Annotated in this window: 1 protein-coding gene; it reads left to right on the top strand. The window is 71.8% G+C overall.

From position 1 onward, the window contains the following. Positions 1-243 precede the first annotated feature (243 nt). Positions 244-2,050, top strand: a 1,807-nt coding sequence (locus RMO85_RS16835) for a CarD family transcriptional regulator (RefSeq protein WP_310529875.1), incomplete at its 3' end; no start/stop codon positions are given.

A 2,050-nucleotide genomic window follows, 5' to 3' on the forward strand; every position in this document is an offset into this window, starting at 1 on the left:
CCCGCAAATGTCATGACGGGTCGGAGCGCCGACCCGCGGGCGATGACCTACCCAGCCACCGTCCGCCCAAACCAGCGGCCGTCGGTAGACTTTGGCCGGAACCCCCACCCGCGACCGGTTGGGGGTCTGCCTGCGTGCGCAGGACGCAGACATGAAGCGATGGAGGACGCCGTGACACACCCCTCGAGCCCGCTGACAGCGGTGGCCGACACCGTGCTCGGCGGACCGGTGCTGGCCGAGGCGATGGCCGAAGCGGGCCAGGTCCGGGCCCTCGACCTCACCGGTCCAGCTGCTGTGCGACCGCTCGTCGTGAAGGGCCTCGCCGACGCCGGCCGGACCGTGCTGGCCGTCACTGCCACCGCCCGCGAGGCCGAGGACCTGGTCGTCGAGCTGGCCGACCTGCTCGATCCGTCCACCGTGGCCTACTACCCGTCCTGGGAGACGTTGCCGCACGAGCGGCTGAGCCCACGCAGCGACACGGTCGGTCGTCGGTTGGCCGTGCTCCGGCGGCTCAAGCACCCCGGCACAGACGCCAGCAACGGGCCACTGCACGTCATCGTCGCGCCCGTGCGGTCGATCCTGCAGCCGCAGGTCAAGGGGCTGGCCGATCTTGCGCCGGTCGAGCTCACCGTCGGCGCCACTGCGGGGCTGGACGACGTGGTGCGCGGGCTCGCGGATGCGGCGTACTCGCGTGTCGACATGGTCGAGCGGCGTGGCGAGTTCGCCGTCCGGGGCGGCATCGTCGACGTCTTCCCGCCGACCGAGGAACACCCGCTGCGCGTGGAGTTCTGGGGCGACGATGTCGAGGAGATCCGCTCCTTCTCCGTCGCCGACCAGCGCACTGTGGAGACCCTCGACCGGCTCTGGGCGCCGCCGTGTCGCGAACTGCTGCTGACCCAGGACGTACGCCGCCGCGCGGCCGCCCTCGGGCAGGCGCACCCACAGCTCCTCGAACTGACGGACAAGATCGCCGCCGGCATCGCGGTGGAGGGGATGGAGTCGCTGGCCCCGGTGCTCGTGGACGAGATGGAGTTGCTGGTCGACCTGCTGCCCGACACGACCACCGTGCTGGTGCTCGACCCGGAGCGCGCCCGCACGCGCGCCCACGACCTCGTCGCGACCAGCGAGGAGTTCCTGGGTGCCAGCTGGGCCGCGGCCGCCAGCGGCGGCCAGTCCCCGATCGACCTCGGCGCCGCCTCCTACCGTGAGGTCGCCGACGTTCGCGGCCGTGCCATCGAGCGCAGTCTCGGCTGGTGGACGGTGAGCCCGTTCGGCCTGGACTCGCAGGAGCTCGACGTCGACGTGCTCGCCGGTGCTGTGCCCTCGAGGGCGCTCTCGGTGCAGGCTGCCGACGCCTACCGCGGCGACATCGAGAAGGCCGTCGCCGACATCCGTGGCTGGCTTGCTGACGGCTACCGCGTGACCGTGGTGCACCAGGGCCACGGGCCGGCCGAGCGGATGGTCGAGGTGCTGGGGGAGCACGACGTCGCGGCTGCGCTGATCGAGGGCGAGGTCGTCGCCGACGCGAGTGTGGTCACCGTGACCACCGGGTGCCTGGTCAGCGGCTTCGTCGACCCGGAGACCCGGATCGCCGTGCTCACCGGCGAAGACCTCTCCGGTCAGAAGGCCTCGACCCGCGACATGCGCAAGATGCCCGCGCGCCGCAAGAAGCAGATCGACCCGCTCGAGCTCAAGGCCGGCGACTACGTCGTGCACGAGCAGCACGGCGTCGGCCGCTTCGTGGCCATGCAGCAGCGGGTGCTGCAGGGTGCGACGCGCGAATACCTCGTCCTCGAGTACGGCTCCTCCAAGCGAGGTGCGCCGCCCGACAAGCTCTTCGTCCCGGCCGACACCCTGGACCAGATCACCCGCTACGTCGGCGGCGAGCAGCCGAGCCTGGACCGGCTCGGCGGCGGCGACTGGACCAAGCGCAAGAACCGAGCCCGCAAGGCGGTGCGCGAGATCGCGGCCGAGCTGATCAAGCTGTATGCCGCACGGCAGGCCACCAAGGGTCACGCATTCGGCCCCGACACCCCGTGGCAGCGCGAGC

Source organism: Nocardioides sp., assembly GCF_031422975.1.
Classification (GTDB): Bacteria; Actinomycetota; Actinomycetes; order Propionibacteriales; family Nocardioidaceae; genus Nocardioides.